The organism is Mucilaginibacter sp. NFR10 (genome assembly GCF_900100445.1).
Taxonomy (GTDB): domain Bacteria; phylum Bacteroidota; class Bacteroidia; order Sphingobacteriales; family Sphingobacteriaceae; genus Mucilaginibacter; species Mucilaginibacter rubeus.
In genome coordinates, this window is sequence record NZ_FMTV01000003.1 from 571,145 (window position 1) to 595,370 (window position 24,226).

The window sequence follows — 24,226 nt, forward strand, 5'->3', positions numbered from 1 at the left end:
AATTTAGCGCCTCCAAATAAAGTGTATGAAGATTACGTTTGATTTTGAAAAACCACTGGCTGAGTTACAGCAGCAAATAGAGAAGGTAAAGCAGGTTGAGGAAAAAAACAAACTCGACATGTCGGCAACTGTTGCCGAGCTGGAAGGAAAGCTGGAAGAAGCCAAAAAAGATATATACAGCAACCTCACAGGCTGGCAAAAAGTACAAATTTCGCGTCACCCGGAAAGGCCTTACACCTTGCAGTACATCGAGCTGATGTGCGATGATTTCATTGAGCTGCATGGCGACCGTACCGTAGGTGATGATAAAGCTATAATTGGTGGTTTTGGTACGCTGAATGGCCAAACGGTAATGTTTATCGGTCATCAAAAGGGCCGTAACACCAAGGAGCGCCAGTACCGTAACTTCGGCATGGCCAACCCCGAAGGGTACCGTAAAGCCTTAAGGCTGATGAAAATGGCCGAAAAATTCAACAAGCCCGTTGTTACTTTAATTGATACTCCGGGAGCTTATCCGGGTTTGGAGGCCGAAGAGCGCGGACAAGGTGAAGCCATTGCCCGTAACCTGCTCGAAATGGCAGTGCTGAAAGTGCCGGTGATCTGTGTTATTATTGGCGAAGGCGCATCGGGCGGCGCATTGGGTATTGGTATTGGCGATAGGGTACTGATGCTGGATAACTCATGGTATTCGGTGATCTCTCCCGAAAACTGCTCAACCATTCTTTGGAAAACCTGGGAAAATAAAGAGCGTGCCGCTGAAGTTCTTAAACTAACCTCGACAGAAATGTTTAAGAACAAGTTGATTGACGGGGTGATCAAAGAACCACTTGGCGGTGCCCATCAAGACCCGGTTGCTATGGCCGGTATTCTGAAAAAACAATTATTAAAAGACCTGAAAACCCTTAAAGAGCGCAATATTGATGAGCTTGTAGCGGAGCGTATTGATAAATTCTGCTCAATGGGTGTGGTTAATGAATAATAACAAGGTATCGCGATGCAATCGCTAAACCATATTAAGCGCTCGTTGCAAACGAGCGCAAGAACTAAATAAAATACCCTTGCGCTCGTTTATAACGAGTGCTTAACATGGGTTTACGTTTGTAACGTAAATCCATGTTAAGCTTTCACGGAGATAAAGCCCCTCTCCAATAAAGTCACTTCCAATAGTCCCCGTTCCCCGGCATAGTTAATCGCCGAGCTATATATGTAATGTTCAGGATAGCTTACTATTTCTGCCCGTACGGGATTATCATGAATGTAATCCAATTTTTGAAAAAGTATTTCTTCCCGGTCGCACTCAATGGAATGATAGCCATCCCGCCACACTTTATAATTTTGTATCCGATCATCAAACCTGGCATTATACTTAAAACGATACAACATCCAATCCCTGCGGCTTTCATTCTCTTCTTTTATTAGTTTAATGATTTGTTTGTTGGTATGTTTTTTAAAATCGCGCACAATATCAGGTAGTCTTACTGGGCTTCTTGCGGATACCAGCAAATGGAGGTGATTAGTCATCAGACAAAAAGCATATATCTCCAAACCTTTGTTTTTTTGGCAGTAAATAAGGGAATCAATAATAAGTTGTTTGTAAGATGGCCTGATAAATACATCAATCCAATCAACTATTGTAAATGTTACAAAGTGAATTTTCTCATGGTTTCTAACTCTGTATTGATGCGACATTGATGATAAGTGTTTAAGCTAAATTAATGATCGTGCGATACAATCGCAAAACCATGTTAATCGCTCGTTGCAAACGAGCGCAAGAGTATTAATTAATTGGTAAATTTGCTCATCCATAAAACCATTGCTCATGAAGACTGAAAAATCAGAAAGCCCATTTGGTAAATTGGGCAACCCTGCTCAGCGTGCGTTGGCTAATGCGGGCATAACATCCTTGCTTGAATTATCAAAACTTACCGAGAAAGAGTTTTTGCAGTTGCACGGTGTCGGCAAAAGTTCGGTGCCGATAGTGAAGGAGAAGATGAAAGAAGAAGGTTTAGGCTTTAGGTAATAAAATAAGTGAACCCCTGTGCCTTCCCGCACAGGGGTATAAAGCTTACAGTATATAATATACGTTTGCTTTAGCGGCAGTTGATACTGCTGCTTTTTCACTCTCATGTTTATCGTTAAGCATCTGCTTTAAATCGCGTTCAATAGTTTGCGATATGGCAGTTGTTGGGGTATCTGTCGGTTTATTCTCAAATGGGTCCTGCAGGTGGATGGCCATTTTCTCTACCAGTAAAAATGCTGCCGCTATAGCTATGATCAGCGGTACTTCAAACATGCCGAAGAATTCGATGAGGCCAAATGGCAGCAATATGATAAACAGGTACAGGCAAAAATGGATGTATAAGCTGTATGTAACCGGGAATACCGTGTTCTTGATCCGCTCGCATTTGCCCATAGCATCGCACAGGCGGTTAAGCGTGCCATCTATCTGCACTTGCTGGTAATCATTAAGCCATCCATTTTTATAAGCCAGTTTTAGGTCAAGTCCGTGCAGTTTTAGCAAGCTGTTGGGCATGTTTGTAAAACGATGAGTGAATTTTACTTCTTCGTCAACCAGCAGGTGGCCGTTTTTAGCATATGGATCTTGCTTGCGTAATGATTGGCTTAAGCCATGGCACCATGCTATCTGCCTGTAAACAAACCGTTTTTTGAAACCTTCTATTTCTTCACATGTGGCATTATCGCCATCTAAAAAAGTGATCAACTCGCGCACCAGCGATCTTGAATCGTTCACTATAGCTCCCCAAATGCTCCGGGCTTCCCACCAGCGGTCGTAGGCCTGGTTTGAACGAAATGCCAGCAGCAAGGATATGATGGTAGCCAATATGGCCGGCACAGCAATTGGGATTGAAATGCGGTATTCAGGCAAAAAACGATGGAATAAGGCTATAGCTACAGCATACACGGCAACCAGTAACAATTCATTCTTTATTTTGCCTACCACATATTTTACCGGGATATTTTCTTTTAGTAACATAGATAGTTGTTTTAAATGATTTTAATAAATATTAAACCTCCAGCAGCTCATGCTCTGCTTCGGCATTAACGATGATTAAAGGCTGTTTAACCTCAGCTTTAAGGGTAATTATTTTATACCCGCTCCGTTGCATCAATATGGTAGGGTCAAAACTGTTAGGTGTTAACCTTGCATAGCTGTGGTTTTCGGGCATGGCAATCAGGCCTGTCTCTTTTTCTTCGAGATAGTTTTTAAATACAGCCACCGTGTTGCCATAAAAAAAATCGGGGGTGATGTTTTCTATCCGGTCTGCATAGTCATTCTTCAGCATAGTACAACCGGCGTAAAATTCATCGCTGATGAGCTGATATTCCCTGCTTCTGCGGGATAATAATAGCAGATCGGATATAGAGTCGGACAATTGGAGGAAATGAACGAGCGATATATTGAGCTTTTGATCCGGATAGCGCTCTGCCAAAACAGGTATAATGTTTAATGATGATAAGGTGAAATCAGACGGGATGATAATGTTTAATGTTTTCATGATGATACCTTTTTTGTGTTTACTACTGTTTGTTGATACAATAGTCGGTACCGGGCATTAAAACGGTTTAAGAAAGAAATTAGAATGTGATTAGAATTTTCAGGATGTCATCGGGATGATTTGTACGTTAGGGCGATAGAAAAATCCTATATACCCTGCCAAGGGCTATACAAGGCAGATAAGATTTCTTACCCTGTCGTCGCCCGTTCCCGCCTTTCGAAGTATTTCGGGATTTGACATCTTTATTTCAGGTAATAAAAAAAGCCCTGGCCTTGCGTTGCAAAACCAGGGTTGAAAATCCAAAAAGTACCCGTTTAAGGGGGGATTAAACCACCATATTTACAATCCTGCCTTTTACTACAATCAGTTTTTTAGGAGTTTTACCATCCAGGTATTTTTGCACATCGGCATTAGCCAAAACAAAGGCTTCTATTTCTTTAACATCAAGGCTTAACGAGATGCTTAGGTTCATTTTCATTTTACCGTTGATAGAGATTGGGTAAGCAAACTCGTCTTCAACCAAATACTCCGCGTTAAATTTAGGGAATGGTGCGTATGATAAAGTACCATCAGCATTACCCAATAACGACCAAAGCTCCTCGCAAATGTGCGGCGCATAAGGCGAAAGGATGATCACCATATCCTGCAATATCGCACGGTTGTTGCATTTCAGGTCGGTTAATTCATTAACAGCGATCATGAAGCTGGATACCGAAGTATTGAACGAAAAACGCTCGATATCTTCTTCAACCTTTTTAATGATCTTATGCAATGATTTCAACTCGGCTTTTGACGGAGCGGCATTGTTTACGCCAAACTCCCAGGCATCATTATGGAATAACCTCCAGAATTTACGCAGGAATTTGAAAACACCCTCAATACCATTGGTATTCCACGGTTTGCTCTGCTCCAGCGGACCTAAGAACATCTCATACATCCGTAAGGTATCGGCACCAAAGCGGGTTGCTATATCATCCGGATTTACAACGTTGTAATACCGTTTCGACATTTTTTCAACTTCGACGCCACAGATGTATTTGCCGTTTTCCAGGATAAATTCAGCATCTGCAAATTCAGGTCGCCATTGTTTAAACTTGGCAATGTTTAATACTTCGTTTTCAACAATGTTAACATCAACGTGTATCGGCGTAGTTTTATGTTCTTTGATCAATCCGTGCGATACATAGGTGTTGGTACCTTTGCCTTCCTCGTCAATCAGCCTGTAAACAAAATTACTACGGCCCTGGATCATGCCCTGGTTGATTAATTTTTTGAAAGGCTCTTCCTCAACAACCAGGTCAAGGTCTTTCAAAAACTTATTCCAGAAACGGCTGTACAACAGGTGACCCGTTGCATGTTCACTGCCACCGATGTACAAATCAACGTCTTTCCAGTATTCAATAGCCTCGCGCGATGCAAACTCCTTATCGTTTTGGGCATCCATATAACGGTACCAGTACCAGCTTGAGCCAGCCCAGCCCGGCATGGTGCTTAGCTCGTAAGGCAAACCACCTTCATATTTCCAATCCTCTGCACGACCTAACGGCGGTTCGCCGGTTTCGGTGGGGAGATATTTATCAATTTCGGGCAATAGTAATGGCAAGTGGCTTTCATTAATTAAATGAGGTAAACCCTCTTTAAAGTAAACCGGCACCGGCTCGCCCCAGTAACGTTGACGGCCGAAAATGGCGTCACGCATCCTGAAGTTAACTTTGGCTTTACCGGCATTGATCTCTTCCAGTTTGGCAACCACCGCGGCGGTTGCTTCTTTGTAAGCTAAGCCATTTATAAAATCGGAGTTGATATAGGTGCCATCTTTAGTTGGGTCAGCCTCGGTTTCGATATTTTGAATATCGAGGATCGGTACTATCGGCAAATTAAAATGCTTTGCAAACAGGTAATCACGCTGATCGCCTGATGGTACGGCCATAACCGCGCCTGTTCCATATCCGGCTAAAACATAATCAGCGATCCAGATTGGAATTTGCTGCCCATTTAACGGGTTAAGCACATAGCTGCCGGTAAACGCGCCTGATACAGTCTTGGCATCAGCCATCCTGTCAAGCTCCGATTTCTTTTTGGTTTGAGTAACGTAAGCTTCAATTTCTGCCTTTTGCTCAGGTGTAGTTAATGCAGAAACTAATTCATGCTCAGGAGCAATTACCAAGAAGGTGACACCGAAAATAGTATCAACCCTTGTGGTAAACACTTCGATAAAATTGGTGCCCAAAGCAGCGTTATGACCTGATTTATCTATCGGGAATTTAACTGAAGCACCAGTACTTTTACCAATCCAGTTCCTTTGCATTTCTTTCAAAGGCTCTGGCCAGTCGATAGTATCAAGGCCTTGTAATAACCTTTCGGCGTATGCGGTAATGCGCATGCTCCATTGGGTCATTTTCTTTTGTTCAACGGGGTAGCCGCCACGCTCGCTAAAGCCGTCTTTTACTTCGTCGTTTGCCAATACGGTACCAAGAGCGGGGCACCAGTTTACGGTACTTTCGCGCAGGTAGGTAAGGCGGTATTTTAACAATTCGGACTGCTGTTCTTCATTGCTGAACGCTTTCCACTCATCGGCAGTAAAACTTAAAATTTCATCATCACAAATGGCATTGATACCGGCAGAACCTTTGGTTTCAAAATGTGCTACCAGTTGATCAATTGACTGGGCCTTGTCGGCATCTTTATTATACCAGCTGTTAAACAGTTGCATGAAGATCCACTGGGTCCATTTATAATAATCGGGAGAGCTGGTACGCACCTCGCGGCTCCAGTCGAACGAAAAGCCGATCTGGTCCAACTGGCGGCGATAGGTTGCAATATTATCTTCGGTAGTTATAGCAGGGTGCTGACCGGTTTGTATGGCGTATTGCTCGGCCGGCAAGCCAAAGCTATCATAGCCCATAGGGTGCAATACGTTAAAGCCTTTTAAGCGTTTGTAGCGTGCAAAAATATCAGAAGCGATATAGCCCAGCGGGTGCCCAACGTGCAGGCCAGCCCCTGAGGGGTAAGGGAACATATCCAGCACATAATATTTGGGCTTACTGCTTTTGTCTTCGGCTTTGAAGGTTTGGTTTTGTGCCCAAAACTGCTGCCACTTTTGCTCTATCTCTTTAAATTGGTAGTCCATTTTATGTTTTACGCGTATGAGGTTGCGAAATTAAGCATTTCCCTATTAGTTTAGTAGTTATTAATGGATTAGTTGACGGTTAATGGTGTCTTTTTAAACAATTTGCTATGGAGTTTAACCTATCAGGAGCTTTTGCATATTTAGGTTAACGCACAAAATTAATCAATCTAAAATTTCAACAGGATGAATCTCCGCAGTTAAAACCGTTCTTTATGTCTCGTCCTAAAAAAGTTTACAGATTTTAGTGTAGTGCTCTTAGGTATTTACTGGGCTATAAATACGTAGCGCAGCTGGGGCTTACGTTGCTTTATATTATGATCAGTTATAGCTGCGCAGGTCCCCCCACTCTGCAACCAGGCAATATCTCCCCACAAAAAAAGCCCGGGATGGAATTAACCAAACCGGGCTTTTCATTATATAAAAACTTATTATTTCACTTCTTCAAAATCAACATCTGTTACAGTGTCAGAGTTGTCTTGCGCGCCTGCACCGTTATCACCGGCACCTGGTGCGCCTTGAGCACCTTCGGCAGAAGCTTTGTACATATCTTCAGATGCAGCAGTCCAGGCAGTGTTAAGCTCGGTTTGTGCAGCTTCGATAGCGTCAAAGTTTTTAGCTGAATAAGCCTCTTTCAATTTAGCTAAACCAGCTTCGATAGGTGCTTTTTTATCAGCAGGGATCTTATCGCCGTACTCTTTCAATTGTTTTTCAGTCGAGAAGATCAGGGCATCAGCAGCGTTCAGTTTTTCAACTTCTTCTTTTGCCTTTTTGTCAGCATCGGCATTAGCCTCAGCTTCGTCCTTCATCTTTTTGATCTCGGCATCAGTTAAACCTGAAGAAGCTTCGATACGGATTTTTTGCTCCTTACCTGTAGCTTTATCTTTTGCAGATACGTGCAGGATACCATTAGCATCAATATCGAAAGTAACTTCGATTTGTGGTACACCGCGAGGCGCAGGTGGAATACCATCCAGGTGAAAACGGCCTATAGTACGGTTACCCGCAGCCATTGGGCGCTCACCCTGTAATATGTGGATCTCAACTGAAGGCTGGCTGTCGCTGGCGGTTGAGAACGTTTCAGATTTTTTAGTAGGGATAGTAGTGTTTGACTCGATCAGTTTAGTCATTACACCACCCATGGTTTCGATACCTAATGAAAGTGGGGTAACGTCAAGCAATAACACATCCTTAACCTCACCGGTTAATACACCACCCTGGATAGCAGCACCGATAGCCACAACTTCATCAGGGTTAACACCTTTTGAAGGAGCTTTACCAAAGAATTTTTGTACAGCTTCCTGGATAGCAGGGATACGGGTTGAACCACCTACCAAAATCACTTCGTCGATATCAGAAGTGCTTAAACCGGCGTTTTTCAAAGCCGATTTACAAGGCTCAATAGTACGTTTGATCAGGCTATCAGCTAATTGCTCAAATTTAGCACGAGTTAATGTTTTAACTAAGTGCTTAGGCATACCGTCAACTGCAGTAATGTATGGCAGGTTAACTTCAGTTTGAGCAGAGCTTGATAACTCAATTTTAGCTTTCTCAGCCGATTCTTTTAAACGTTGTAAAGCCATTGGGTCTTTACGCAGGTCAATGCCTTCGTCGTTTTTAAACTCGTCGGCTAACCAGTCAATAATTACCTGGTCAAAGTCGTCACCACCTAAATGAGTATCACCATCGGTAGCTTTTACTTCAAATACACCGTCGCCTAATTCAAGTACAGATACGTCATGTGTACCGCCACCGCAGTCAAACACAACTATCTTCATATCTTTATGAGCTTTATCAAAACCGTAAGCTAATGCAGCAGCAGTAGGTTCGTTAATGATACGGCGTACTTTTAAACCGGCAATTTCACCAGCTTCTTTAGTTGCCTGGCGCTGAGCGTCGTTAAAGTAAGCAGGAACGGTAATAACCGCTTCGGTTACTTCGGTACCTAAGAAATCTTCGGCAGTTTTCTTCATTTTCTGAAGAATCATTGCAGAAATTTCTTGCGGGGTATATTTACGGTCGCCAATTTCAACACGAGGAGTGTTGTTGTCACCTTTAACTACTTTATAAGGTACACGTGCCGCTTCACTTGTAACTTCACTAAACTGGTTACCCATAAAGCGTTTAATTGACGAAATGGTTTTTGTAGGGTTTGTGATAGCCTGACGTTTTGCAGGATCACCAACTTTACGTTCGCCATTATCAATAAAAGCTACTACAGACGGCGTAGTACGTTTACCCTCGCTGTTAGCTATAACAACAGGCTCGTTACCTTCCATTACAGCAACGCAGGAGTTTGTTGTTCCTAAGTCGATTCCAATTATTTTAGACATATATGATTGTTTTTTCTTTTTGATTTATTGTTTACTTACCATTGCTGTTTATCAATGCCTGTGCCAATATGCCAATGGCAGTAAAAATTGCCTGTAATTGTCAGTTCATGAACAAGGCGACAGGATAACTTACTTTGTGATGACAGGTTGGCAGGACTGTTTGAGGTAAAAGGCGAAAGGTTAAAGGCAAAAGGTTATTATTTGGTTTGTTAATTGGCAGGATATCGACTAACTTGAAACTTCGAATCAAAGGTATCAATCATGAAGTACGTCAGGGAGGGCAATAATAAATTTGGAACAATATTATACACTATCGATGGCAGCTATGTGCGGAAAGGCCAGGGCAGGTTTGGCGATATTTTATATACCATAGATGGCAAAATAGTAAAAAAGGGCCAGGGGATGTTTGGCGATGTAGTTTGCAATATTGACGACAACCTGATCAGGAAAGGTCGCAGCCTCTTTGGCGATGTACTATATAATATCGACGGCAACTTTGTACGCGAAGGGCGCAGCCGCTTTAATGATATCAAGTTTTATATTGATGAGTGATGGTGAATTTGTTTGAGCCGGAATTTATAGAATTAAAGAATTGACAGAATGCTAAACAAATTCAAAAAAATTCGTCAATTCGTTTAATTCGGACAATCATTAAACGCTTCTAATTAAAATCATTACATTTACTTCAATAAAACAACCGCCTCTGTTACTTAAAACCCCCAACAGGCTTATTACATTGCCTGGAATTGCTTAACAAACAGCCATAGCACACCGGCTGTACCTTCACTTTAAAAAAGCGAACTGGTTTCTTATTGTTATTTAATTCCAAACACAAAATGTTTTCTATACAATCACAACGGTTACAAATGATACCGTTAACACACGCGCAATTATTATTGCTTAAACAAAACCGTAAGCTGCTGGAGCTATCATTAGGCTTAACACCTTCAGCTATGCTGATCGACCCTTTATATCTCAAAGAAATTGATGATGCTTTCGATAGTTTCTGGCTGCCTAATACGCTCGCCTTCCCGGATAAATACCTATGGTATACTGGCTGGGAGATCGTTCTTAAAAGCACCCATACCGTCATCGGCGGCATGGGCTTTGCCGGTTATCCTAATGATGCCGGCGAGGCGGAGATTGGCTATATGATCGACGCCAACCAGCATAACAAAGGTTATGCTACAGAAGCTTTACAATTACTTTCGCAATGGGCATTTACACATGAATTTGTGAAAGCTATCATAGTGCATACTTATGCAGATAACCTGCCATCACGAAGGATATTGGAAAAGTGCAGTTTCACTTTGATGAATGAAGTTGAATACTTATTGACTTATAGCCTGAACCGCGAGTAAACAGATCAGGAATCGCCATGATTTTACCTAAAACCGGCAGTCAATTACATAAAAAACGGCCCACTCAAATGAGTGGGCCGTTTTTAGTATCCGTTAAACCGAATAATTAATTATTCGCCTTTTTCAGCGTTTTCTTCGTTTTCAGAAGGTGCAGGTGCTTCAGCAGCCGGTTCTTCTTTAACGTCTTCAACTACTACAGCTTCTTCTGCAGCTACAGGAGCAGCAGCTTTAGCTTTTGCACCAGAACCACCACGACGACGGGCTGATTTCTTAGCAGGAGCAGCAGCGTCAGCACCGTAAACAGTGTTGTAATCAACAAGTTCGATGATTGCCATTTCGGCGTTATCGCCTAAACGGTTTTCTAACTTGATGATACGGGTATAACCACCCGGACGGTTAGCAATCTTTTCAGCGATTTCGCGGAAAACGATTGATGTAGCGTCTTTATCCTGCAGGTAGCTGAATACTGTACGACGTGAGTGCGTAGTATCGTTTTTTGATTTTGTTAAAAGTGGCTCAACATAACCGCGTAAAACTTTTGCTTTTGCTAATGTTGTAGTGATACGCTTGTGTAAAATAAGCGAAGATGCCATGTTAGCCAGCATCGCTTTGCGGTGGCTGGTAGTACGGCCTAAGTGATTGTTTTTGTTTCCGTGTCTCATTGTTTTATATATTTCACGTGCATACCGTTGGGCGATAGGCTCAAGCCCTCGGAATTATGCTTTCGCTTAATGTTTGCAACAAGAATCAAGAGTCAAGAAATCAAGAGGCAAGATCTAAAATCTATCTTGCCTCTTGCTTCTCGCAGTCTTGCTCCTCTATTATTCTTCGTCTAACTTAAATTTAGACAGGTTCATGCCAAAAGATAAGCCTTTTGATTTAACCAGGTCCTGGATTTCAGTTAACGATTTTTTACCAAAGTTCCTGAATTTCAACATGTCAGCAACATCGTACGACACCAGGTCGGCCAGGCTGCGGATATCAGCAGCTTTAAGGCAGTTAAGGGCACGTACAGAAAGGTCAAGATCAACCAATTCGGTTTTAAGGATCTTGCGCATGTGCAGGATCTCTTCATCCACTTCTTTGGTTTCTTCTTTAGCTTGTGCTTCAAGCATCATGTTTTCATCACTGAACAGCATAAAGTGCTGGATCAGGATTTTAGCTGCTTCTTTCAAAGCATCTTCAGGGTGGATCGAACCATCGGTAGCAATATCCAATACTAATTTCTCATAGTCGGTTTTTTGCTCAACACGATAGTTTTCGATGGTATATTTTACGTTTTTGATCGGCGTATAGATCGAGTCGATAGCGATCACACCTACGTTAGCATCAGGATTTTTATTTTCCTCGCTTGGTACGTAACCACGGCCCTTGCCTACAGTAAGCTCAACTTCAAGCGTTACAGCCGGGTCCATATTGCAAAGTACCAAATCAGGATTTAATACAGTAAAGTTGTTAGAGAATTTGGTGATATCTCCTGCTTTAAATGCATCCTGGCCATTTACAATAACAAATATTTTCTCGCTGTCGCCAGATTCACCTGTTTTCTTAAAACGAACTTGTTTAAGGTTCAGGATGATCTCGGTTACGTCTTCAACAACACCTTTGATGGTTGAAAATTCATGCGTTACTCCCGAAAAACGAACAGAAGTAATTGCATAACCTTCAAGTGATGAAAGTAAGATACGACGCAGAGCATTACCAATGGTTACACCAAAACCTGGTTCTAACGGACGAAATTCAAACGTACCATCAAAATCATTTGCTTTTTGCATGATAACCTTGTCTGGTTTTTGAAATGCTAAAATTGCCATTTATATCCTTTATTTATTGTTTACTTGATAATTGATTTGAGATATGGGATTTGAGATGTGAGATTTACTCTGCTGTTCAAACGCTTATTCAAATCTTTTGTTTGTGATTTGCATATATACGAAAACCAGAAATGAGATTTGAAAAAACTCTCAAATCTCACATCTGATATCTCATATCTTATTTAGAGTACAACTCGACGATCAGGTTTTCCTTGATGTTTTCAGGGATCTCATCGCGGTTAGGATAGTTAAGGAATTTACCTGTAAGGTTGTTCGCATCCCACTCTAACCAGCTGTATTTGTTGATTCTTCTACCGGCTACTGAAGTAGTGATAGCCTCTAATGATTTAGATTTTTCACGTACTGCAACCACATCACCAGCTTTCAATGCATATGAAGCGATGTTTACAACAGCACCGTTAACAGTGATGTGTTTGTGGTTAACCAATTGGCGAGCTGCCGAACGTGTAGGAGCAATACCTAAACGGAAAACAGCGTTATCTAAACGTGCTTCCAGGAATTTCAACAGGTTTTCGCCTGTGATACCTTCTTTAGCAGAAGCGCGGTGAAATAAGTTTTCGAACTGACGCTCTAATACACCATAAGTGTATTTAACTTTTTGTTTCTCTTGCAACTGAGTAGAGTACTCTGATTGCTTTCCACGGCGTTTTGAAGCACCGTGCATGCCCGGAGGATAGTTTTTACGTTCTAACGCTTTGTCCGGACCGAAGATCGGCTCACGGAAACGACGGGCAATTTTGGATTTTGGTCCTGTATATCTGGCCATTTTTGTGTGTTCTTAAAGTATCATGCAGCCTGCAGCTGCCGAATCTTAGCTTTAAAAAATATGTTAATTAAACTCTTCTTCTTTTTGAAGGACGGCAACCGTTGTGTGGAAGCGGTGTAATATCTTTAATCGTAGTTACTTCGATACCTGCAGTTTGCAAAGTACGGATAGCTGACTCACGACCGGCACCTGGGCCTTTTACAAATACTTCAACTTTACGTAAGCCTAAGTCATAAGCAACTTTACCGCAATCGGCAGCAGCTTGTGAGGCAGCGTAAGGAGTATTCTTTTTTGAACCTTTGAAACCCATTTTACCAGCTGATGACCAAGAAACTGCCTGGCCTGTTTTGTTGGTAAGGGTGATGATGATGTTGTTGAAAGTAGCATTGATGTGTGCTTCGCCAACAGGCTCAACAATCACAATGCGTTTCTTGGTTACTTTTTTAGCTTTAGCCATTTTTTTAATTTTTGAATTAATGAATTACTGAATTAGCGAATAATCCGGACCCATTAATTATACTGTCAAAATGAGGTATTCCTGATGATTTAAAGGTTATCAAGCGGTAATTAACCAATCTCTAACCTCTAAGCACCAATCACTATTTAGTAGCTTTTTTCTTGTTAGCAACTGTTTTACGTTTACCTTTACGGGTACGTGAGTTGTTTTTAGTACGCTGACCACGTAATGGTAAACCTTTACGGTGACGTGTACCGCGGTAACAACCAATATCCATCAAACGCTTAATGTTAAGCTGCACTTCTGAACGTAACGCACCTTCAACCTTAATTTGGTCGTTAATAATTCCGCGTATAGAAGATAATTGCTCATCGGTCCAGTCTTGTACTTTGATATTAAAATCAATACCAGCCTCAGTCAAAATTCTTTGAGCTGTTGAGCGGCCAATACCGAAAATGTAAGTAAGTCCGATTTCTCCTCTTTTATTCTTTGGTAAATCAATACCTGATATCCTTGCCATATTTCTTGTAATTTATTGAGTTATCGAATTATTGAATTATCGAATCGCTATCATCAGTAATTCAATCATTCTCCAATTCAGTAATTGTTCTTAGCCCTGGCGTTGTTTAAACTTCGGGTTCTTCTTGTTAATAACGTAAAGTTTCCCGTTACGGCGGATGATCTTGCAATCAGCGCTGCGCTTTTTGATGGATGCTCTAACTTTCATCTTTTTATTTATATCTATAGGTTATTCTACCCTTTGTTAAATCGTATGGACTCATTTCCAGCTTCACCCTGTCGCCAGGAAGAATTTTGATGTAGTGCATACGCATTTTGCCCGATATGTGCGCTATAATCTCATGACCATTTTCAAGTTCAACTCTGAACATTGCATTTGACAATGCCTCTCTAATTGTACCGTCTTGCTCAATCGAAGATTGTTTAGCCATATTTTGTTGATTATTACTTAATTATCCGCCCTAAAACCGGGATGCAAAATTAATAAAAAATTATTTAATTATTATTTTTTTCTTTTAAAACATTTTCTACGTAATCAAACGTCGATAAAATGTCTGGAGTACCTTTTCGTACCGCTACTGTATGCTCATAATGTGCCGAAGGTTTCTTGTCAGATGTTGAAACTGTCCAGCCATCATCCCAAAACTTAACACCGGCACGGCCGGCATTGATCATGGGCTCAATGGCTATCACCATGCCTTCCTCCAGTTTGATACCGGCACCGCGTTTGCCATAGTTAGGTACTTCGGGCTTTTCGTGCAGCTTTAATCCTACACCATGGCCAACAAGTTCCTTTACTACACCAAAGCCGTTCTTTTCGGCATGCTCCTGTACCGCGTATCCTATATCACCAATACGCATCCCTACAACCGCCTTTTCAACACCCAGCTTTAAGCATTCCTGCGTTACACGCATCAGCTTTTTAACCTGGTCGTTAACTTCACCAATGGCAAAGGTATAAGCCGAGTCGCCGTAGTATTTATTTAAAACAACGCCGCAATCAACTGATACCAGGTCGCCCTCAGTTAAAACATGCGATCCGGGGAAGCCGTGTACAACCTGGTCATTCAGGGAGATACACAGTGAATAAGGAAATCCGTGATAGTTTAAAAAGGCAGGAATCCCGCCGTTGTCCCGTATAAAGGTTTCGGCAAGCTTATCCAGTTCAATTGTTTTAACACCCGGAGCAATAACCTTAGCTATCTCTCCGAGTGTTTTTGAAACAAGTAAAGAACTTTCTCTTATGAGTTCTATCTCTTCGACAGACTTATAATTGATTTTTGACATTGCTAATTAAATCGCTGTCGGACTGGTACCGGCAGCGGCAGGCATAGCTGTACGTCCCTTAATCCGTCCGGTTTTCATTAAACCATCATAATGGCGCATCAACAGGTGACTTTCTATTTGCTGTAATGTATCCAAAACAACACCCACCAGGATGATCAGCGATGTACCGCCGAAGAACCTTGCGAATACCGGAGATACACCAACCAAACTGGCCAATGCCGGGATGATTGCTATAATAGCCAGGAATACTGATCCTGGTAAAGTGATCTTTGAAATTACGCCATCAATAAACTCTGCAGTAGTACGGCCTGGTTTAATGCCCGGGATAAAGCCACCATTCTTCTTCATATCATCGGCCATTTGGTTAGGATTAACCGTAATGGCGGTATAGAAGTAAGTGAACAGGATGATCAATATCCCAAACAACAGGTTATGCTCCCATGAGTTATAGTTAGCTAAAGCTATCAATATACCGTTTGATGATACGTTAGGGAAAAACTGCGATACAGTTTGCGGGATAAACATCAATGCCTGAGCAAATATGATTGGCATTACACCTGCAGCATTAACCTTTAAAGGTATATACTGGCGTACACCGCCATATTGTTTGTTACCCACAATACGTTTAGCGTATTGTACCGAAATTTTACGTGTTCCCTGTACTATCAGTATAGTAAACATTACTACACCAATAAGACCTACGATCTCCACAATGAAAGCAATTAAACCACCGGCACCGCCATTACGCGAAACGAACTCGGTAGTAAACGCCATTGGTAACTGAGCAATGATACCCACCATAATAATAAGTGAGATACCATTACCGATACCTTTATCGGTGATCTTTTCGCCTAACCACATTACAAATAATGTACCTGCCGTTAACACAAACGTGTTAATGAAGATAAAGGTAAAAGGATCGGCAATAGTCCTTGCATCAGCAGCAACCTGCGACTTAAGGTAACCTATAGCCTGTAAAAAGGTAATACCTATTGTCAGGTAGCGGGTCCATTGGTTAAGCTTGTTGCGACCGCTTTCACCTTCTTTTTGCAATTTGGTAAAATACGGAACGGCAATACCCAGCAGTTGCACCACAATTGAAGCCGAAATGTAAGGCATAACACCTAACGCGAAAATAGAGGAACGTGAAAACGATCCTCCTGCAAACATATTCAGCAATCCTACTAATCCTTCTGCCTTTTGAGTTGATGCTACCGCGGCGTTAACGCCCGGTAAAACCACGAATGAGCCTACACGATATATTAAAAGAAATAAGAGTGTGTTAGTAATACGCACTCTCAGATCTTCGATTTTCCAGATATTGGATAATGTGGTGAAAAATTTCTTCATCGAAATTATAACTTAACTATGGTACCACCTGCAGCTTCAATAGCTTTTTGAGCTGTAGCAGTAAATGCATGTGCTTTAACTTCTAATTTGGCAGTAAGCTCACCACGACCCAGGATCTTAACCAGGTCGTTACGTGATACCAAACCGTGCTCTTTCAAAGTATCAAAATCAACAGCAGTAAGCGAAAACTTTGTTACTAATTCCTGAAGTACGTCAAGGTTTACACCTGTGTACTCAACACGGTTAGGGTTTTTAAAGCCCACTTTAGGCACACGGCGCTGTAAAGGCATCTGACCGCCTTCAAAGCCTACCTTGGTGCTGGTACCTGAACGTGAACCGGCGCCTTTGTGGCCACGGGTTGACGTACCGCCACGGCCAGAACCTGTACCACGGCCAATTCTTTTTCTATTTTTGGTTGAACCTTCTGCAGGTTTTAAATTACTTAAATTCATGATATTAAATATTTTCAACCGCTACCAGGTGGTTCACTTTCCTAACCATCCCAACTATAGCAGGTGTAGCCTCAACTTCCACACTGTGGTTAATTTTACGCAAGCCTAAAGCCTCGATTGTTTTTTTCTGGCGTTCCGTTCTGTCGATCACGCTCTTAATCTGTGTTATTTTGATCTTAGCCATGACTGATTATCCGTTAAATACTTTACCTAAACTAATTCCGCGCTGTTGTGCTACTGTATTTGCATCACGTAACTGGGCTAATGCCGATACGGTTGCTTTTACCACGTTGTGCGGGTTTGATGAACCTTTTGATTTTGCCAATACGTTGTGTACACCTGCCGATTCTAATACGGCACGCATAGCACCACCAGCAATTACACCGGTACCGTTAGCAGCTGGTTTAATGAAAACAAAACCACCGCTAAATTTACCAATTTGCTCATGAGGTACAGTTCCGTTAATGATTGGAACTTTTACCAGGTTCTTTTTAGCATCATCAATGCCTTTAGCAATAGCTTCAGTTACCTCTTTAGCTTTACCTAAACCGTAACCTACAACACCGTTTTCATCACCTACTACCACGATAGCAGAGAAGCTGAAAGTACGGCCGCCTTTGGTTACTTTGGCAACACGCTGTATGCTTACCAAGCGGTCTTTTAATTCGATCTCGCTTGTTTTTACTCTTTTTATGTTGATTGTTGACATTTCTCTTTTCGATTAAAAGTTTAAACCACCTTCACGTGCACCTTCGGCCAATGACTTAACACGGCCATGGTACAGGTAACCGTTCCTGTCGAAAACCACATCTTTAATACCTGCAGCGATAGCTTTTGAAGCTACCAGTTTGCCTACAGCTACTGATTGATCTGATTTTGTACCTTCAGCGGCAAAATCTTTTGATAAAGATGATGCTGAAACTAAAGTTTTACCGGTTACATCGTCAATGATCTGCGCATAAATACCTTTATTACTTCTAAATACTGACAGGCGGGGACGTTCTGTTGACCCTGAAAGGCGTTTCCTGATGCCTTTTTTAATCCTGTCTCTTCTTGATAGTTTAGCTCCCATGACGATTATTTTTTAGATGCTGATTTACCTGCTTTTCTTCTCAAAATCTCGCCCTGGAACTTGATACCTTTACCTTTGTAAGGCTCTGGTGCGCGTAATGAACGGATTTTAGCTGCTACCTGGCCAATTAACTGTTTGTCAATTGATTCAAGGATGATGGTTGGGTTTTTACCCTTATCAGCAGTGGTTGTAACTTTAATTTCTTGCGGTAATTCAAATACATAGTGGTGAGAGAAACCCAACACTAAATCTAATGTATTACCGGTATTGGTGGCACGGTAACCTACACCCACTAATTCCTGGGTTACTTTGTAACCTTCGGTTACACCAATTACCATGTTATTTAAAAGCGCGCGGTATAAACCATGTAACGCTTTGTGACGTTTTTGATCAGACGGGCGTTGAACCAGTAACTGACCGTCTTCCTGTGCAATAGTGATATCGCTATCAATTGCCTGTTGCAACTGGCCTTTAGGACCTTTTACGGTAACAACATTATCTGCTGAAACTGTAATGGTTACTCCCTGTGGCAGTGCTATCGGTGCTTTTCCTACTCTTGACATTGCTTAAATTTCTTCTGTTAATAAACGTAGCATAAAACCTCACCACCAACATTTTGCTGACGAGCTTCTTTATCAGACATAACGCCTTTAGAAGTTGACAGGATGGCGATACCTAAACCATTTAATACACGTGGCATGTTTTCCATACCTGCGTATTTCCTCAAACCTGGTTTGCTGATGCGCGAAATGCTGCGGATAGCAGAAATTTTAGTTATCGGGTGGTATTTCAAAGCAACTTTGATAGTGCCCTGAGGACCATTATCCTCAAACTTATAATTTGCAATGTAACCTTTGTCGAAAAGCACCTTAGTGATTTCCTTCTTCAGATTTGATGCAGGAATTTCAACAACCCGGTGGTTGGCTTTAATAGCATTCCTTACTCTTGTAAGATAATCTGCGATTGGATCTGTATTCATTTTATTGTGTTATGACGGTGGTTTCCTTCCGGTAACATCCCGGGCGACCTTCCATCGGTTAATTCATTCATTTTAAGCTCAATGCATAAAGCAAAAAGCCTAAAGCTTTTATGCCTTACGCTTTTCGCCTTTTGCTTTCAGCTTTTGCTTACCAGCTTGCTTTTTTTACTCCCGGGATCTTGCCTTCAAGAGCCATTTCACGGAATGTAACACGTGAAATGCCAAACTGACGCATATAACCACGAGGGCGGCCGGTTAATTTGCAACGGTTGTGCAGTTTTACCGGTGATGATGCTTTTGGTAATTTATCTAAAGCAGCGTAATCGCCAGCTTCTTTTAAAGCAGCTCTTTTTTCAGCGTATTTAGCTACTAATTTTGCGCGCTTTACTTCACGTGCTTTTACACCTTCTTTAGCCATTGCTATTTTGATTTTTAAATGGTAAACCAAATTGTTTCAACAACTCCAATGCTTCAACATCGTTTGTTGCGGAGGTTACAAAGGTAATATCCATACCTTGGATTTTATTGATTTTGTCAATATTTATCTCAGGGAAGATAATTTGCTCAGTAATACCTAATGTATAGTTGCCGCGGCCATCAAAACCTTTATCGTTGATGCCTTTGAAGTCACGGATACGTGGCAGGGCTACAGCGATTAAACGATCCAAAAACTCGTACATTGTGTTGTCACGCAGGGTAACACGTACGCCAACCGGCATATTTTTACGCAATTTAAAGTTTGAGATATCTTTTTTAGATTTTGAAGATACTGCTTGCTGACCAGTGATGGTAGTTAACTCGGTGATGGTGTTTTCGATCAATTTCTTGTCGGTAGTTGCACCACCTACACCCTGGTTAATGGCAATTTTCTCCAATTTAGGAACCTGCATTACGCTTTTGTACTGAAATTTATCTTTCAGTGCGGTGCGGATTTCGTCCTTGTATTTTGATTTTAATCTTGGTACGTAAGTCATTACTTAATTTCCTCCCCTGATTTTTTTGCTACCCTTACTAATTTGCCGGCGTCATTTTTTTGACGGCCAACACGGGTTGTATTACCTGTTTTAGGATCAACCAGCATTAGGTTTGAAATATGTATAGCAGCTTCTTGTTTAACAATTCCGCCGTTAGGGTTAGCAGCATTAGGTTTAGTATGTTTTGATACCATATTGGCACCTTCAACAATAGCCCTGTTCTTATCTACCAAAACCTCAACGATTTTGCCTTGTGATCCTTTTGAATCGCCGGCGATAACTTTAACCAGGTCGCCTTTACGGATCTTTAATTTTACTTTCTTTTCCATGTTACAATACCTCCGGTGCTAATGATACAATTTTCATAAATTGTTTCTCGCGCAGTTCCCTTGCAACAGGGCCAAAGATACGTGTACCTCTTGGCTCGTCCTGGTTGTTTAACAACACAGCTGCGTTATCGTCGAAACGGATATATGAACCGTCTTTTCTGCGGATCTCTTTTTTAGTGCGCACAACTACGGCTTTTGATACGGTACCTTTTTTCACGTTACCTGATGGTAAAGCGCTTTTTACGGTAACCACAATTTTATCGCCGATTGATGCATACCTTTTACCGGTACCACCCAATACACGGATCACTAAAACTTCTTTAGCGCCGCTATTGTCGGCTACTGTTAATCTTGATTCCTGTTGTACCATCTTATTTAGCCCTTTCTAAAATTTCAACTAATCGCCAGTTTTTGGTTTTGCTCAGCGGGCGGGTTTCCATGATCAATACTGTATCGCCTACGCCACAGGTATTGTTTTCATCATGAGCCTTGAATTTGGTAGTTTTCTTTACGAATTTACCATAGATAGGGTGTTTCACCTTACGCTCAACGGCCACAACAATAGATTTTTCCATCTTGTTGCTTACTACGAGGCCGGTACGTGTTTTTCTTAAATTTCTTTCCATTTTTACTAATGTTTAAAAAATTAATTCTTTTCAGAAGCGGCCGCCGCTTTACGTTTTGTTAATTCAGTATTTAACTGAGCAATTCCTTTGCGTACTTTGGTTATACGGGACGGGTTCTCAATAGCTGAAACTGCATGAGCAAATTTCAATTTGGTAAGGGTAGCCCTTTCCTCGCTGATCTTAGCAACAATCTCTTCAGTTGATAGGCCCAAAATTTCTGAGTTCTTCATTTTTCTTTGTTATTTGTTGTCTGTTGGTAAGTTTAAACGTTGTATTGTTTTTATTTGAATGGTGAAATTCGGCATCTAACTTCACAACATTAAAACTTTACAACTCTTCAACTAACTCCTCAATTTATGCTTCTACGTAATCCCTACGTACAATAAATTTAGTTTGCACCGGTAATTTCTGTGCTGCAAGGCGTAAAGCCTCTTTAGCAACTTCCAAAGGCACGCCTTCGGCTTCAAAAATGATCCTTCCGGGGCGTACTACCGCAACCCAGTATTCAGGAGCACCTTTACCTTTACCCATACGTACCTCTGCAGGTTTCTTGGTTACAGGTTTGTCAGGGAATATCCTGATCCAAACCTGTCCTTCACGTTTCATAAAACGTGTTACAGCGATACGTGCAGCCTCGATCTGACGGCTGGTGATCCATGCCGCTTCGAGTGATTTAACACCAAAAGATCCGAATGAAAGTTCAGCACCACGGGTGGCTAAACCTTTCATCCTGCCTTTTTGCATCTTTCTGAACTTCGTTCTTTTTGGCTGTAGCATTTTCTTAAGCTTTTATATCGTTATTCGATATTTGTCTTGTACTTTAATTATTATCTCTTACCTGGGCCACCCGGACGGTTTCCACCTTGTCCACCCGGACGGTTTCCACCTTGTCCGCCTGGACGGTTACCACCGCCACGACGATCGCCACCTGGTTTCCTGTCGCCACGACGCTCACCGCCGCGCTCGCCGCCTCTTTCGTTACCACGGCCACCAAAGCCTGGTGCACCGCCCTCTGGCCTGCCACCTTTGCCGCTTGCGCTGCTGGTACCGCCAATGTTTGGAGAAAGATCGCGTTTGCCATAAACCTCGCCTTTGCAGATCCAAACTTTAACACCTATTTTACCATAGGTAGTTAATGCTTCTGCTAATGCGTAGTCGATGTCAGCACGGAAAGTGTGCAAAGGAATCCTGCCTTCTTTATATTGCTCGCTACGTGCCATCTCAGCGCCGCCTAAACGGCCTGAAGTCATTACCTTGATACCTTCGGCACCCATACGCATGGTTGCAGCGATTGTGGTTTTCATGGCACGACGGAAAGAGATACGTGCTTCTAATTGTTTTGCAATGCCTTCTGCAACTAATTGTGCATCAAGCTCAGGACGTTTGATCTCGAAAATGTTGATCTGAACTTCTTTCTTGGTAAGTTTTTTCAACTCTTCTTTGATCTTGTCAACTTCCTGACCGCCTTTACCGATCACAATACCCGGACGGGCAGTGTGGATAGTTACGGTAATGCGTTTTAAAGTACGCTCGATAACTACTTTAGATACACCACCTTTAGCAATACGAGCTGAAAGGTATTTGCGGATTTTTTCGTCTTCAACTAATTTATCGGAGTAGTTGTTGCCACCGAACCAGTTAGAATCCCAACCTCTGATGATTCCTAACCTGTTACCTATTGGATGTGCTTTCTGTCCCATTTCAAATTAATTGTTATCGTTTTTACTATCCACAACAAGTGTTACGTGGTTTGAGCGTTTGCGGATACGGTATCCCCTTCCTTGCGGAGCAGGGCGTAACCTTTTTAACTGACGGCCACCGCCTACAGATACTTCCTTAACAAAAAGGTTGCTGTCTTCAACACGTTTGCCTTCGTTTTTTGCTTCCCAGTTTTTGATAGCTGATAACAAAAGTTTCTCTACACGAATAGCAGCTTCTTTGTTAGTAAATTTCAATATGTATAACGCTTTCTCAACGTTTTCACCGCGGATCAAGTCAACCACCAAACGCATTTTGCGTGGTGAAGTTGGGCAGTCCTGTAACTTAGCAACAGAAGCGCCGCCTACAAGAGCTTTCGCAGCTTCTTTTTGTTGCCTGATCAGTACAGACTTTTTAATTTTTGTTGTTGCTTCCATTGCCTGTTATTTTTTCTTTTCTGCGTGTCCGCGGAATGTACGGGTTGGGGCAAACTCTCCCAGCTTGTGTCCAACCATGTTTTCTGTTACGTACACAGGGATAAACTTGTTACCGTTGTGTACTGCGAATGTATGACCAACGAAATCAGGAGAGATCATGGAACGACGTGACCATGTTTTTACAACTGATTTTTTATTTGCATCATTCAGTACCATAACTTTCTTATCTAAGTTATGATCGATGTAAGGTCCTTTTTTTATTGAACGAGCCATTATTTCTTCCTTCTTTCAATGATGTAACGATCCGATGTTTTCTTCTTGTCACGGGTTTTGTAGCCTTTAGCTAATAAACCTTTACGTGAACGTGGGTGACCACCTGAGGCACGGCCTTCACCACCACCCATAGGGTGATCTACCGGGTTCATAGCTACACCACGTACCCTTGGCCTGCGGCCTAACCAGCGTTTGCGGCCGGCTTTACCTAACACAGCGTTTGCTCTTTCGCCATTTGAAACGGTACCGATAGTTGCCAAACAAGTTGACAGGATCATGCGGGTTTCGCCTGAAGGCAATTTGATGATAGCATATTTGCCATCACGTGCTGATAATTGAGCGTAAGTACCGGCGCTGCGGGCAATTACACCACCCTGGCCAGGGTTTAACTCAATGTTGTGAATGATCGAACCAAGAGGGATATTCTTTAATGGTAAGGTATTACCTACTTCGGGAGCTGCTGTTTCGCCTGCTGTTACTATTGTACCAACTGTTAAGCCTTCCGGAGCAATCATGTACCTTTTCTCGCCATCAGCAAAGTGTAGCAGGGCTATACGTGCCGAACGGTTAGGATCGTACTCGATAGTTGCAACTTTTGCCGGGATATCAAACTTATTACGTTTAAAATCAATTAACCTGTATGCTTGTTTATGACCACCACCTAAGTAGCGCATAGTCATTTTACCGCTGTTGTTACGACCGCCCGATCTTTTGTTTGATGCTACAACCAACGATTTTTCAGGAACGTTTGTTGTGATATCTGAATTAGATACATCAACTCTGAAGCGGGTACCCGGGGTAACCGGTTTAAATCTCTTTACTGCCATTTCTAT

General features: G+C 41.9%; 35 protein-coding genes. 4 read left to right on the forward strand and 31 right to left on the reverse strand.

The window, feature by feature from the left end; translation table 11 throughout:
- Positions 1-25 precede the first annotated feature (25 nt).
- A complete protein-coding gene (locus BLP33_RS13605; protein ID WP_090529188.1) occupies positions 26-979 on the forward strand; it encodes an acetyl-CoA carboxylase carboxyltransferase subunit alpha in 954 nt (317 codons plus the stop codon).
- Positions 980-1,116: 137 nt separating this feature from the next.
- Here BLP33_RS13605 and BLP33_RS13610 read toward each other — a convergent pair whose 3' ends face one another.
- Positions 1,117-1,689: an REP-associated tyrosine transposase gene (locus BLP33_RS13610; RefSeq protein ID WP_090529191.1), complete on the reverse strand. Its 573-nt coding sequence runs from the start codon at positions 1,687-1,689 to the stop codon at positions 1,117-1,119.
- 130 nt (positions 1,690-1,819) lie between these two features.
- Between BLP33_RS13610 and BLP33_RS13615 the strand changes: the two genes are divergently transcribed.
- Positions 1,820-2,020 (forward strand): DNA-directed RNA polymerase subunit alpha C-terminal domain-containing protein, encoded by a 201-nt coding sequence (locus BLP33_RS13615; protein WP_090529194.1) that lies wholly within the window; start codon positions 1,820-1,822, stop codon positions 2,018-2,020.
- Positions 2,021-2,065: 45 nt separating this feature from the next.
- Here the strand turns inward: BLP33_RS13615 and BLP33_RS13620 are convergent, their stop codons facing one another.
- The 4 genes from BLP33_RS13620 to dnaK all read right to left on the reverse strand — a co-directional run bounded on the left by BLP33_RS13620 (position 2,066) and on the right by dnaK (position 8,978).
- Positions 2,066-2,995, reverse strand: coding sequence for a bestrophin family protein (locus BLP33_RS13620; protein ID WP_090529196.1), 930 nt, complete (start codon positions 2,993-2,995; stop codon positions 2,066-2,068).
- Positions 2,996-3,026: 31 nt separating this feature from the next.
- Complete coding sequence (locus tag BLP33_RS13625) at positions 3,027-3,518, reverse strand: hypothetical protein (RefSeq protein ID WP_090529199.1); 492 nt, start codon at positions 3,516-3,518, stop codon at positions 3,027-3,029.
- 325 nt (positions 3,519-3,843) lie between these two features.
- Positions 3,844-6,648 (reverse strand): leucine--tRNA ligase, encoded by a 2,805-nt coding sequence (gene leuS, locus BLP33_RS13630; RefSeq protein ID WP_090529202.1) that lies wholly within the window; start codon positions 6,646-6,648, stop codon positions 3,844-3,846.
- 428 nt (positions 6,649-7,076) lie between these two features.
- Positions 7,077-8,978, reverse strand: coding sequence for a molecular chaperone DnaK (gene dnaK, locus BLP33_RS13635; RefSeq protein WP_090529206.1), 1,902 nt, complete (start codon positions 8,976-8,978; stop codon positions 7,077-7,079).
- Positions 8,979-9,239: 261 nt separating this feature from the next.
- Between dnaK and BLP33_RS13640 the strand changes: the two genes are divergently transcribed.
- Positions 9,240-9,530, forward strand: a complete 291-nt coding sequence (locus tag BLP33_RS13640) for a hypothetical protein (protein ID WP_090529209.1) — start codon at positions 9,240-9,242, stop codon at positions 9,528-9,530.
- Positions 9,531-9,844: 314 nt separating this feature from the next.
- A complete protein-coding gene (locus BLP33_RS13645) occupies positions 9,845-10,339 on the forward strand; it encodes a GNAT family N-acetyltransferase (RefSeq protein ID WP_175490011.1) in 495 nt (164 codons plus the stop codon).
- A gap of 110 nt (positions 10,340-10,449) precedes the next feature.
- Here the strand turns inward: BLP33_RS13645 and rplQ are convergent, their stop codons facing one another.
- The 26 genes from rplQ to rplB all read right to left on the reverse strand — a co-directional run bounded on the left by rplQ (position 10,450) and on the right by rplB (position 24,220).
- A complete protein-coding gene (gene rplQ / locus BLP33_RS13650; protein ID WP_090529215.1) occupies positions 10,450-11,001 on the reverse strand; it encodes a 50S ribosomal protein L17 in 552 nt (183 codons plus the stop codon).
- A 159-nt stretch (positions 11,002-11,160) separates the two neighbouring features.
- Positions 11,161-12,153 (reverse strand): DNA-directed RNA polymerase subunit alpha, encoded by a 993-nt coding sequence (locus tag BLP33_RS13655; RefSeq protein ID WP_090529218.1) that lies wholly within the window; start codon positions 12,151-12,153, stop codon positions 11,161-11,163.
- Between the two features lie 178 nt (positions 12,154-12,331).
- Positions 12,332-12,940: a 30S ribosomal protein S4 gene (gene rpsD / locus BLP33_RS13660; protein WP_090529221.1), complete on the reverse strand. Its 609-nt coding sequence runs from the start codon at positions 12,938-12,940 to the stop codon at positions 12,332-12,334.
- A 67-nt stretch (positions 12,941-13,007) separates the two neighbouring features.
- Positions 13,008-13,397 carry a 30S ribosomal protein S11 gene (gene rpsK, locus BLP33_RS13665; protein ID WP_090529224.1) on the reverse strand — a complete coding sequence of 130 codons (390 nt, stop codon included), beginning with the start codon at positions 13,395-13,397 and terminating at the stop codon, positions 13,008-13,010.
- A gap of 142 nt (positions 13,398-13,539) precedes the next feature.
- Positions 13,540-13,917: a 30S ribosomal protein S13 gene (rpsM, locus tag BLP33_RS13670; protein WP_090529226.1), complete on the reverse strand. Its 378-nt coding sequence runs from the start codon at positions 13,915-13,917 to the stop codon at positions 13,540-13,542.
- Positions 13,918-14,007: 90 nt separating this feature from the next.
- Complete coding sequence (gene ykgO, locus BLP33_RS13675) at positions 14,008-14,124, reverse strand: type B 50S ribosomal protein L36 (protein WP_022833269.1); 117 nt, start codon at positions 14,122-14,124, stop codon at positions 14,008-14,010.
- A 4-nt stretch (positions 14,125-14,128) separates the two neighbouring features.
- Complete coding sequence (infA, locus tag BLP33_RS13680; protein WP_022833270.1) at positions 14,129-14,347, reverse strand: translation initiation factor IF-1; 219 nt, start codon at positions 14,345-14,347, stop codon at positions 14,129-14,131.
- A gap of 64 nt (positions 14,348-14,411) precedes the next feature.
- Positions 14,412-15,203, reverse strand: coding sequence for a type I methionyl aminopeptidase (gene map, locus BLP33_RS13685; RefSeq protein WP_090529229.1), 792 nt, complete (start codon positions 15,201-15,203; stop codon positions 14,412-14,414).
- Between the two features lie 6 nt (positions 15,204-15,209).
- Positions 15,210-16,553 carry a preprotein translocase subunit SecY gene (gene secY / locus BLP33_RS13690; RefSeq protein ID WP_090529231.1) on the reverse strand — a complete coding sequence of 448 codons (1,344 nt, stop codon included), beginning with the start codon at positions 16,551-16,553 and terminating at the stop codon, positions 15,210-15,212.
- A 5-nt stretch (positions 16,554-16,558) separates the two neighbouring features.
- Positions 16,559-17,005, reverse strand: a complete 447-nt coding sequence (gene rplO / locus BLP33_RS13695; protein ID WP_090529235.1) for a 50S ribosomal protein L15 — start codon at positions 17,003-17,005, stop codon at positions 16,559-16,561.
- Between the two features lie 4 nt (positions 17,006-17,009).
- Positions 17,010-17,189, reverse strand: coding sequence for a 50S ribosomal protein L30 (gene rpmD / locus BLP33_RS13700; protein ID WP_022833274.1), 180 nt, complete (start codon positions 17,187-17,189; stop codon positions 17,010-17,012).
- A gap of 6 nt (positions 17,190-17,195) precedes the next feature.
- Positions 17,196-17,714, reverse strand: a complete 519-nt coding sequence (gene rpsE / locus BLP33_RS13705; RefSeq protein ID WP_090529238.1) for a 30S ribosomal protein S5 — start codon at positions 17,712-17,714, stop codon at positions 17,196-17,198.
- Positions 17,715-17,726: 12 nt separating this feature from the next.
- Complete coding sequence (rplR, locus tag BLP33_RS13710) at positions 17,727-18,077, reverse strand: 50S ribosomal protein L18 (RefSeq protein ID WP_090529241.1); 351 nt, start codon at positions 18,075-18,077, stop codon at positions 17,727-17,729.
- A gap of 5 nt (positions 18,078-18,082) precedes the next feature.
- On the reverse strand, positions 18,083-18,640 hold the full coding sequence (gene rplF / locus BLP33_RS13715) for a 50S ribosomal protein L6 (protein WP_090529244.1): 558 nt from the start codon (positions 18,638-18,640) through the stop codon (positions 18,083-18,085).
- Positions 18,641-18,657: 17 nt separating this feature from the next.
- Entirely contained in the window at positions 18,658-19,056 is a 399-nt protein-coding gene (rpsH, locus tag BLP33_RS13720; protein WP_090529247.1) for a 30S ribosomal protein S8, read from the reverse strand.
- Between the two features lie 148 nt (positions 19,057-19,204).
- The gene (gene rpsN / locus BLP33_RS13725; protein ID WP_090529250.1) at positions 19,205-19,474 is read right to left on the reverse strand and encodes a 30S ribosomal protein S14; all 270 of its coding nucleotides are present in this window, start codon (positions 19,472-19,474) and stop codon (positions 19,205-19,207) included.
- Positions 19,467-20,030, reverse strand: coding sequence for a 50S ribosomal protein L5 (rplE, locus tag BLP33_RS13730; protein ID WP_090529254.1), 564 nt, complete (start codon positions 20,028-20,030; stop codon positions 19,467-19,469). Before rplE ends, rpsN begins: the two co-directional genes overlap by 8 nt.
- Positions 20,030-20,359 carry a 50S ribosomal protein L24 gene (rplX, locus tag BLP33_RS13735; protein ID WP_090529257.1) on the reverse strand — a complete coding sequence of 110 codons (330 nt, stop codon included), beginning with the start codon at positions 20,357-20,359 and terminating at the stop codon, positions 20,030-20,032. Before rplX ends, rplE begins: the two co-directional genes overlap by 1 nt.
- Position 20,360: 1 nt before the next feature.
- On the reverse strand, positions 20,361-20,729 hold the full coding sequence (rplN, locus tag BLP33_RS13740; RefSeq protein ID WP_090529260.1) for a 50S ribosomal protein L14: 369 nt from the start codon (positions 20,727-20,729) through the stop codon (positions 20,361-20,363).
- A gap of 1 nt (position 20,730) precedes the next feature.
- Complete coding sequence (gene rpsQ, locus BLP33_RS13745; RefSeq protein WP_090529263.1) at positions 20,731-20,985, reverse strand: 30S ribosomal protein S17; 255 nt, start codon at positions 20,983-20,985, stop codon at positions 20,731-20,733.
- 20 nt (positions 20,986-21,005) lie between these two features.
- Positions 21,006-21,215, reverse strand: coding sequence for a 50S ribosomal protein L29 (rpmC, locus tag BLP33_RS13750; protein ID WP_090529266.1), 210 nt, complete (start codon positions 21,213-21,215; stop codon positions 21,006-21,008).
- 124 nt (positions 21,216-21,339) lie between these two features.
- On the reverse strand, positions 21,340-21,762 hold the full coding sequence (rplP, locus tag BLP33_RS13755) for a 50S ribosomal protein L16 (protein WP_090529269.1): 423 nt from the start codon (positions 21,760-21,762) through the stop codon (positions 21,340-21,342).
- Positions 21,763-21,812: 50 nt separating this feature from the next.
- Positions 21,813-22,685: a 30S ribosomal protein S3 gene (rpsC, locus tag BLP33_RS13760; protein ID WP_090529273.1), complete on the reverse strand. Its 873-nt coding sequence runs from the start codon at positions 22,683-22,685 to the stop codon at positions 21,813-21,815.
- 6 nt (positions 22,686-22,691) lie between these two features.
- A complete protein-coding gene (gene rplV, locus BLP33_RS13765) occupies positions 22,692-23,120 on the reverse strand; it encodes a 50S ribosomal protein L22 (RefSeq protein WP_090529276.1) in 429 nt (142 codons plus the stop codon).
- A gap of 6 nt (positions 23,121-23,126) precedes the next feature.
- Positions 23,127-23,393, reverse strand: a complete 267-nt coding sequence (rpsS, locus tag BLP33_RS13770; RefSeq protein WP_022832979.1) for a 30S ribosomal protein S19 — start codon at positions 23,391-23,393, stop codon at positions 23,127-23,129.
- A complete protein-coding gene (gene rplB, locus BLP33_RS13775) occupies positions 23,393-24,220 on the reverse strand; it encodes a 50S ribosomal protein L2 (protein WP_090529279.1) in 828 nt (275 codons plus the stop codon). Before rplB ends, rpsS begins: the two co-directional genes overlap by 1 nt.
- Between the last annotated feature and the right edge of the window lie 6 nt (positions 24,221-24,226).

Excerpts from the sequence above, each read along its gene's own strand:
- rplF (WP_090529244.1), bottom strand. The coding sequence starts at position 18,640 with ATGTCAAGAGTAGGAAAAGCACCGATAGCACTGCCACAGGGAGTAACC.
- rplR (WP_090529241.1), bottom strand. The coding sequence starts at position 18,077 with ATGGGAGCTAAACTATCAAGAAGAGACAGGATTAAAAAAGGCATCAGG.
- BLP33_RS13625 (WP_090529199.1), bottom strand. The coding sequence starts at position 3,518 with ATGAAAACATTAAACATTATCATCCCGTCTGATTTCACCTTATCATCA.
- BLP33_RS13655 (WP_090529218.1), bottom strand. The coding sequence starts at position 12,153 with ATGGCAATTTTAGCATTTCAAAAACCAGACAAGGTTATCATGCAAAAA.
- rpsS (WP_022832979.1), bottom strand. The coding sequence starts at position 23,393 with ATGGCTCGTTCAATAAAAAAAGGACCTTACATCGATCATAACTTAGAT.
- rplE (WP_090529254.1), bottom strand. The coding sequence starts at position 20,030 with ATGACTTACGTACCAAGATTAAAATCAAAATACAAGGACGAAATCCGC.
- dnaK (WP_090529206.1), bottom strand. The coding sequence starts at position 8,978 with ATGTCTAAAATAATTGGAATCGACTTAGGAACAACAAACTCCTGCGTT.
- rplV (WP_090529276.1), bottom strand. The coding sequence starts at position 23,120 with ATGGAAGCAACAACAAAAATTAAAAAGTCTGTACTGATCAGGCAACAA.
- ykgO (WP_022833269.1), bottom strand. The coding sequence starts at position 14,124 with ATGAAAGTTAGAGCATCCATCAAAAAGCGCAGCGCTGATTGCAAGATC.
- infA (WP_022833270.1), bottom strand. The coding sequence starts at position 14,347 with ATGGCTAAACAATCTTCGATTGAGCAAGACGGTACAATTAGAGAGGCA.
- rplQ (WP_090529215.1), bottom strand. The coding sequence starts at position 11,001 with ATGAGACACGGAAACAAAAACAATCACTTAGGCCGTACTACCAGCCAC.
- rpsQ (WP_090529263.1), bottom strand. The coding sequence starts at position 20,985 with ATGGAAAGAAATTTAAGAAAAACACGTACCGGCCTCGTAGTAAGCAAC.
- BLP33_RS13610 (WP_090529191.1), bottom strand. The coding sequence starts at position 1,689 with ATGTCGCATCAATACAGAGTTAGAAACCATGAGAAAATTCACTTTGTA.
- rpsD (WP_090529221.1), bottom strand. The coding sequence starts at position 12,940 with ATGGCCAGATATACAGGACCAAAATCCAAAATTGCCCGTCGTTTCCGT.
- rplP (WP_090529269.1), bottom strand. The coding sequence starts at position 21,762 with ATGCTACAGCCAAAAAGAACGAAGTTCAGAAAGATGCAAAAAGGCAGG.
- rpsM (WP_090529226.1), bottom strand. The coding sequence starts at position 13,917 with ATGGCAAGGATATCAGGTATTGATTTACCAAAGAATAAAAGAGGAGAA.
- BLP33_RS13605 (WP_090529188.1), top strand. The coding sequence starts at position 26 with ATGAAGATTACGTTTGATTTTGAAAAACCACTGGCTGAGTTACAGCAG.
- BLP33_RS13615 (WP_090529194.1), top strand. The coding sequence starts at position 1,820 with ATGAAGACTGAAAAATCAGAAAGCCCATTTGGTAAATTGGGCAACCCT.
- rpmC (WP_090529266.1), bottom strand. The coding sequence starts at position 21,215 with ATGAAGAACTCAGAAATTTTGGGCCTATCAACTGAAGAGATTGTTGCT.
- rplX (WP_090529257.1), bottom strand. The coding sequence starts at position 20,359 with ATGGAAAAGAAAGTAAAATTAAAGATCCGTAAAGGCGACCTGGTTAAA.
- rplN (WP_090529260.1), bottom strand. The coding sequence starts at position 20,729 with ATGGTACAACAGGAATCAAGATTAACAGTAGCCGACAATAGCGGCGCT.
- leuS (WP_090529202.1), bottom strand. The coding sequence starts at position 6,648 with ATGGACTACCAATTTAAAGAGATAGAGCAAAAGTGGCAGCAGTTTTGG.
- rplB (WP_090529279.1), bottom strand. The coding sequence starts at position 24,220 with ATGGCAGTAAAGAGATTTAAACCGGTTACCCCGGGTACCCGCTTCAGA.
- rpmD (WP_022833274.1), bottom strand. The coding sequence starts at position 17,189 with ATGGCTAAGATCAAAATAACACAGATTAAGAGCGTGATCGACAGAACG.
- rpsN (WP_090529250.1), bottom strand. The coding sequence starts at position 19,474 with ATGGCTAAAGAAGGTGTAAAAGCACGTGAAGTAAAGCGCGCAAAATTA.
- rpsK (WP_090529224.1), bottom strand. The coding sequence starts at position 13,397 with ATGGCTAAAGCTAAAAAAGTAACCAAGAAACGCATTGTGATTGTTGAG.
- BLP33_RS13620 (WP_090529196.1), bottom strand. The coding sequence starts at position 2,995 with ATGTTACTAAAAGAAAATATCCCGGTAAAATATGTGGTAGGCAAAATA.
- secY (WP_090529231.1), bottom strand. The coding sequence starts at position 16,553 with ATGAAGAAATTTTTCACCACATTATCCAATATCTGGAAAATCGAAGAT.
- rpsH (WP_090529247.1), bottom strand. The coding sequence starts at position 19,056 with ATGAATACAGATCCAATCGCAGATTATCTTACAAGAGTAAGGAATGCT.
- rplO (WP_090529235.1), bottom strand. The coding sequence starts at position 17,005 with ATGAATTTAAGTAATTTAAAACCTGCAGAAGGTTCAACCAAAAATAGA.
- rpsC (WP_090529273.1), bottom strand. The coding sequence starts at position 22,685 with ATGGGACAGAAAGCACATCCAATAGGTAACAGGTTAGGAATCATCAGA.
- BLP33_RS13645 (WP_175490011.1), top strand. The coding sequence starts at position 9,845 with ATGATACCGTTAACACACGCGCAATTATTATTGCTTAAACAAAACCGT.
- map (WP_090529229.1), bottom strand. The coding sequence starts at position 15,203 with ATGTCAAAAATCAATTATAAGTCTGTCGAAGAGATAGAACTCATAAGA.
- BLP33_RS13640 (WP_090529209.1), top strand. The coding sequence starts at position 9,240 with ATGAAGTACGTCAGGGAGGGCAATAATAAATTTGGAACAATATTATAC.
- rpsE (WP_090529238.1), bottom strand. The coding sequence starts at position 17,714 with ATGTCAACAATCAACATAAAAAGAGTAAAAACAAGCGAGATCGAATTA.